Origin of the sequence: Thermodesulfobacterium hveragerdense DSM 12571 (genome assembly GCF_000423845.1) — a bacterium.
GTDB lineage: Bacteria > Desulfobacterota > Thermodesulfobacteria > Thermodesulfobacteriales > Thermodesulfobacteriaceae > Thermodesulfobacterium > Thermodesulfobacterium hveragerdense.
Genome location: NZ_AUIT01000021.1, coordinates 24818 through 31800, shown reverse-complemented (window position 1 = coordinate 31800; position 6983 = coordinate 24818). Strand labels below are relative to the sequence as shown.

Below are 6983 nucleotides of genomic sequence, written 5' to 3'. Positions count from 1 at the left end.
TTTTGTTTATAAGAAATATCCTGAGGGGGTGAGGAGGTATATATACACGACGAATGTGGTTGAGAATATAAATAGCAGGATAGAGCTGATAAGGGTAAATACAGGGGGATATTTTCAATCAATCAAGACAGCAGAGGTTGCGATATACATAACAGTAAGTCGGATTCAGAAAACGAGATGGCAAAAACCACTTCCTTTAATTAAGTCTGCTTTATACGAATTGAGGCAAATGTTTGTAAAGAGATTTTATAAGGAGACACAATTCTCTTGACAAGTGTCGCAAATCATGATGGATCATCAAATAGGCAGCTTTAGTAACCGGGTCTACCGGTTCTACAAAATATTTAGCAGGAACCATAATCTCACTTATCTGCCTTTGAGCCAATTTTTTAGACTCTTTTGTAAACAAACTATCCCATACTATAGCAAGTCCAGTTTGTTCTTCTTCTGGAACCTGTGCCTTTTGAGGAGGTTTAAGAAATAAAGGTTCAATTCCTTTCAAGATGTCTTTCATAGTAACCGTTCCCAAAAGATTATACCTTTCGTCAAAAACAAAAATTGTAATCGGATCCGTGTGCTTTTGGGTTTGGATAAAAGAGGCTTTAACAACTTTTATAGCCTGTTCGACGGTAAACCAGTAGGGAATATGAGGATACTCGAATATTCCCAACATCACATCTTTAACTAATTTACCTGGTGACATATCCCACCTCCTAATTTTTATGTTTGCCTTCTTAATAGCAAAAATAATTTGCTATCATCCCGTTTTTTGTAAAAATTGGTTAAAAGAACCACCGTCTCTCCAGAAAAAACCTTTTGTCTCATCAAAACCACAGGACTACCTTCGGCGGTCTGAAGAGGATCAGCAAGCTCTTTATTTAAAGTATAAACCTCAAAAGAGGTATGTACTTTGGTGATTTTTATATTGTATTTTTTTTCAAAAAGGTCTATAATCGATTGATTTTCAATATCTTCTTCAAGAAGTTGTGGACATATAGTAAAAGGTACAAAGGACTCTTGCAGAGCAGAAGGCTTCTTATCAAATTCCCAGAGAACTTTAATGTATATCACGTGTTTATTCTCAGAGATCTCAAGTTCTTCATGCAAACCATCAATCGGCATAATAACGGTTTTGGCAATAACCTTTTTATTAAAAACACTTTCCTCCTCAACCCAAAGAGGCTTAAAAAACGTCCACATGGTTAAACCTTCTAAAATCAAATTTTTCCTTACAAAAGTACCTTTCCCCTGTTTTCTTATCAAATACCCATGCCTTACAAGTTCTAAAAGAGCATTTCTTACCGTTACCCTACTTACATTAAACATTTTACAAAGTTGTTCCTCGGTAGGAATCTTAGACCCTGGCTTCCACTCTCCACTTTCAATCTTCTTTTTTAAGATATCAAATATCTGGAGATAAAGTTTTTCATGCTCCTCTCTGCTAATCAACTCAACCATAAACCTTCTCTTTCCTTCTATTTAATTTATTATAATGATATAACAAAACAAAGTTATAACATTACAATGTTTAAATTATATATAAAAATATGTTTTTGTCAATAGGGCGAATGACAAATTTTTTAATTTTTTAAATATATTTAAAAATTAAAAGATTGAGCACTAAATTACTAAGGTATATTGTAAAAATTCCAATATTGTTTATTTTGTTTAGTGTAGAATTTAAAATTCGGAGGTATCATGAAAAAAATATTAGATTGGTTTGGGCTTTCCAATTCTAAGAAAGAGGAAGAAAAAGCAAGATTGAAAAAAATTTTATATGAAAAGTATGTTTTTTTTCAAAAAGTCCTTGAAGAAAACAATCGAGCCCTAACCCTCATGGCAGACATGGAGGAAAAGTTCTCTGGAGAATATCTTTTCGACATGCATTATATACAAAATAGCGTAAAAGAAATCTTAGATTCAGTAAATAAAATAATTAAAAATCTAAATGCCCTTTCTGAAAACAAGTATATCGCATTAGAAAACGTTTTTCACGAAATTAAACAAAAAATAGAAAAAATTTTAATTTCAAAAATCGAAATTCCAGAAACTGAGTTTACCCTCCCCCTTGAAGCCATCGATAAAGACTCATTGTTGGTTGCAGGTGGTAAAATAACCCATCTTGCAGAACTTAAAAATGTTCTTAATATACCTGCTCCGGAAGGATTTGTTATTACCTCTTATACCTTTTTAAAGTTTATCGAGAAAACTCAACTTAAAGAAAAAATTTTTGAGATCCTTCAAAAAATTGATATTAACAAAATAGAGAGCCTAAACGAAGGAAGTCAACAAATTAAAGAATTGATCATAAATTCAAACATACCTGAAGAGATTCTTATTTCTATACAATCCTCTTATGAAAATCTATGTAAGAAACTTAAACGTAGATGTATGTTTTCCGTAAGAAGTAGTGCGATTTTTGAAGATTCGGAATTCAGTTTTGCAGGGCAATATTCCTCTTTTTTAAATGTCCCTGGAGAGAGCATACCCTACTACTATAAAAAAGTCATTGCAAGCCTTTTCAATCCAAGAGCTATTTTTTATTATAAAACCAAAGGATTTTCAAAAACAGATATGGTTATGGCAGTTGGAGTTCTTTCTATGGTAAACGCTCGATCTGGTGGGGTAATATATACACGCAATCCTAACAATCCAGAGGCTGTCAACATAATAATAACCGCAGTCAAAGGATTAGGGAAATTAGTGGTTGATGGTAGTGTAACTCCTGAAACCTACATCGTAAACAGAAAAGGAACCATCCTTGAAAAACTTCCAGGGAAACAACCTAAGATGCTTATTTGTAAAGAAAACGGTGGGATAGAAGAAATACCTCTACCTTCTGGCATTTCTTCAACTTGTTTAAACGAGGAAGAGATAATCGAGTTATCAAAAATAGCGATAAAAATTGAAGAATATTATGGAAGCCCTCAGGATATCGAATGGGCTATCGATGAGGAAGGAAATATTTTTGTACTCCAAACACGCCAGCTAAGAGTCTTAAAGAAAACAGAGGAACCTAAAATATGCTTACCTACCAGGATAAAAGGGGCCAAAGTTCTTGTTGAAAAAGGATTGATTGCTTGTAAAGGTGTTGGGTATGGAAAAGCCTTTGTTTTGAATTCAGAAGAGGAATTAAACCAATTTCCTGAAGGATATATCCTGGTTGCAAGACACACAAACCCTAAATATGTAGTGGTTATGAATAAAGCTGCTGCTATAGTAACCGATGTTGGAAGTCCTACCGGACATATGGCATCTCTTTCAAGGGAATACAAAGTTCCTACGCTATTAAACACGGAAATAGCAACAAAAGTAATAAAACACGGGCAAGAAATCACGGTAGATGCTATAAATGGTGTTATCTACGAAGGAAAAATTCAAGAACTTATTGAGGCTTATGGTAAAACCCAAAAGGAGCCTTTTCAAGAAACTTTAATATTTAAAACCCTTGAAAGGATTCTTAAACTGATTGTCCCGCTCTATTTAGTCGACCCTACAACCGAAGATTTTAAAGCCGAAAACTGTAAAACCCTCCATGATATAACCAGATTCTGTCATGAAATGGTTATGCATGAAATGTTTACCCTTTGGGATAGATATCAAGACAGCGACATACATGCCGTTCCTCTTTTAGCAGGTATACCGGTAGGAATTTTAATCCTTGATATAGAAGGAGGGTTAAAAGAAGGAATTAAAAAAGCTACACCAGAAGATATTCTTTCTATTCCCTTTAAGGCTATTCTTAAGGGAATGCAATCTATGAAATGGCCTGAACCTCCTCCTGTGGATGCTAAGGGCTTTCTTGGGATGATAGCTCATACAGCAACCATCCCAGAAGAGGAGCTTCAGGAAACTGGGAAAAAAAGTTTTTGTGTGGTCACCAAAAACTACATGAATTTTAGTCTTCGGCTTGGATACCATTTTTCCATGATCGAAGCCTATGTTGGTGAAAACATAAACGATAACTATGTTAAATTTTTCTTTAAAGGAGGGGGGGCAGCCCTTGATAGAAGGTTACGAAGGGTAAATTTAATAACCAAAATCCTAAAAGATTTGAGATTTAGGGTAAAAGTAAAAGAAGATTTAATAGATGCCGTGTTGTTTAAATATGATAGTCCTACGATTGAAAAAACTCTTGAAATCTTAGGCAAATTAACTGCTTTTACTAAACAACTTGATATGGTACTTTTTAACGATGCCATAACCCAAATGTACTTGGATGAGTTTAGAACAAAATATATAAAAGAACTAATAGATTAGGTTTGAGATTTTAGTTTTTCTTTTAGCATCTTATTTTCTCTTTGGACTTTTTGCCATTTTATAGCTTTTTCGATGGTAAACAAAATTTGTTCCTTTTTAAATGGTTTTGTTATAAAATCAAAAGCCCCTATTTTCAGCGCTTCTGTAGCAGCATCGATCGTTCCATATGCGGTGAGTATAATTACCGGAATATCTTCATCTTTCTTTTTTACTTCTTCAAGAAGTTGTAGACCATCAAGCCCTGGCATTTTAAGGTCGGTGATGACAACGTCAAACTCCCCTGTTCTTACCAATTCAACTGCTTCCACTGGATTGTTGGTTACAGTAATTTCATAAGGTGTTTTTTCTTTTAAGATCATCGTCAAAAGCTTAAGCATATCGGGTTCATCATCAACGATTAAAATCCTCTCAGGCATCCTTTGTCCCCCTTGTTTGATGTTTTACCACCGGTAACCTTACCATAAAAGTTGTCCCCGTTTGTTCAGACTCTTCTTTTGTTTTTGTTACAAAGGTAATTACTCCATTATATTTTTTTACTATATTATACGACACCCATAACCCAAGTCCAGTCCCTTTTCCCACTTCTTTTGTGGTAAAAAATGGATCAAAAATCCTATGTCTATATTCTTTAGGAATCCCACAACCAGTATCAGAGATGCTAATTTCAACCCACTCTCCTTCATCTTTAGTAGAAACTGTAAGTATCCCCCCACCTTTCATCACGTATATAGCATTATTGATGATGTTAAACAAAACCTGCTGTATTTCACCAGGATCTACCTTTACAAACGAGATATTTTCCTGTAAAAATTTTCTAACTTCAATGTTATTTATAACAAACATGTTTTTCATAATCTCAAGCACTATGTCTACACATTCATTAATATTAACCAGTTGTTCTTGATGTTCTTTATGTCTAACAAAACCTAACAAATTTTCTACGATTCTTTTAGTATCTGTTGCGTGTTTTTCTATAATTTTTAAAATTTCGTATTCTGGAGATTCCTTTGGTATTTTTTCGAGCAAAATATCTGTAAACCCTAGAATTATGGCAATAGGATTGTTGATTTCATGAGCTACACCTGCAGCTAGAGTCCCTAGGGATGCCAACTTTTCTGTATAATAACTTTGCTCTTCCAGCTTTCGGCGTTCGATAATGTTTCGTGAAATACCTAACACAGAATATATATTGCCTTTTTCGTCTTTTAAACCTCTCAAGTTGGTGTTAAACCAGAAATCTTTATCATCTACCACTATTTTATGAATAACCTGTTGGCTTTCTCCTGTTTCAAATATTTTTTTAATACTCCCTATCAAGATTTCTCCGTCTGGGACAAAAACCTCTACCATACTTTTTCCAATTATCTCTGACTCAGAACGGTTAAAAAAATTTTTGCCAAAGGTATTTATCGATAGGATTTCTCCTTTTAAATTTGCGGTAAATATTATATCCTCTGCGTTTTCTATCAAAGACCTATATCTTTCTTCTGATTTTCTTAACTCTGCGGTTTTTTTAGCCACCTCTTTTTCAAGAATGTTTGACCAAGTAACAAGAATAAAATTTATAAAAAGACCTACCGATAAGATAATACCTATAACTATTCCTTGTAGAATCAGTTGTTGAAAATGGATGGTCTTTATAGCCCCTTCTACTTCACTTATAGGAGCGACCACCGCAATAGACCAGATTAAAGGTTCTGGTTTTTCTCTTAATTTTATCGGAGCATACGCAATAAGTTTCTTTATTTCACCTTTAATCCCTCTATGCCACCCTGAAATATACCAACTTGTCCCTTCCTCTCCTTTAAGCATTTTTTCTCTCTGGATTTCGTTAATTCTTGTAAAAGCTATGGTTGGTTTTTTGCCTTTTCGGGCCTCAAACGCATTTTGACCTATAAAAGACTTTTCTTCATGATAAAGGAAAATGCCTTTGTTAGAGATTACCCATGCATATCCTGTTTTTCCTGACCTTATTTTAGAGGCAACCTTCTCTACAAAATGAGTCACGTCTACTGTAAAGACCAAAACTCCTGAAAATAAATTGGTTGCCACAGGGTGAGATTCATCTATCGATACCTGCCATACCGGTATTACCATTTTCATGATAAGCTTTGGAGGGTTTTCTTCGGGGTTATTGGGACATCTTACTATTTCACTAAATAATATTTCTCCCTTATTTTGAGGAAGGGCTGCCCATTTTAAAAATTTTTTGTCTTCGCTACCACATTTTTCTATAACATAGGTTGGGGTCTCCATAACTTTATAAATTTTACCAGTCTTAGACTCGATAAACTTTATCTCTTTAACCCCCTCATACTTTACACTTAGAAAGGTTATGTTCATTCTGTTTAATAAAGCAGGTTTTTCAGAATACTGAATCGCAGGGGAAAGACTAAGAAGGGTGAGTTCTCTTTCTAATAGTTCTATAGAATTCTCTATTTGACTCGCAGCATGCTTGGCAAGCATTAATTGCTGCTGGTTAAAATCCTCTATCACAATCTCTCTAATCTTCCTAGTAGAAAACCATCCAAACATTAACGCTATGGTAAGAAGAAAAAGCATCACAAAACTAATGGTTATTTGAAAGTATTTCAGATTAAAAGTAAATGGATGATATTTTTCTATTAGAGCTATTATTTTACTTACGATTGTTTTAGAAAACATAGCATTAAACTTTTGGTTATTAAAGTTTAAAATTAGTCTCTTGTACTAAGATAAAATAA

5 protein-coding genes and 1 pseudogene are annotated in these 6983 nt (G+C 34.0%); 2 read left to right on the top strand and 4 right to left on the bottom strand.

Translation table 11 applies throughout. The features are described 5' to 3' along the window. Window positions 1-271: pseudogene (locus tag G580_RS11625) on the top strand (IS256 family transposase); the annotation flags it as partial. On the opposite strand, the gene G580_RS0106895 reads toward G580_RS11625, so the two are convergent. Next, window positions 212-703: a CBS domain-containing protein gene (locus G580_RS0106895; protein ID WP_028841562.1), complete on the bottom strand. Its 492-nt coding sequence runs from the start codon at window positions 701-703 to the stop codon at window positions 212-214. The pseudogene G580_RS11625 and the gene G580_RS0106895 sit on opposite strands and share 60 nt — an antisense overlap. A 17-nt stretch (window positions 704-720) precedes the next feature. Then, window positions 721-1458, bottom strand: a complete 738-nt coding sequence (locus G580_RS0106890) for a GntR family transcriptional regulator (protein ID WP_028841561.1) — start codon at window positions 1456-1458, stop codon at window positions 721-723. A gap of 240 nt (window positions 1459-1698) precedes the next feature. On the opposite strand from G580_RS0106890, the gene G580_RS0106885 reads away from it, so the two are divergent. Beyond that, a complete protein-coding gene (locus G580_RS0106885; RefSeq protein ID WP_028841560.1) occupies window positions 1699-4260 on the top strand; it encodes a PEP/pyruvate-binding domain-containing protein in 2562 nt (853 codons plus the stop codon). Here G580_RS0106885 and G580_RS0106880 read toward each other — a convergent pair. Then, window positions 4257-4676: a sigma-54-dependent transcriptional regulator gene (locus G580_RS0106880; RefSeq protein ID WP_028841559.1), complete on the bottom strand. Its 420-nt coding sequence runs from the start codon at window positions 4674-4676 to the stop codon at window positions 4257-4259. The genes G580_RS0106885 and G580_RS0106880 overlap by 4 nt on opposite strands. Continuing rightward, complete coding sequence (locus tag G580_RS0106875) at window positions 4669-6924, bottom strand: sensor histidine kinase (protein WP_028841558.1); 2256 nt, start codon at window positions 6922-6924, stop codon at window positions 4669-4671. Before G580_RS0106875 ends, G580_RS0106880 begins: the two co-directional genes overlap by 8 nt. Window positions 6925-6983 lie beyond the last annotated feature (59 nt).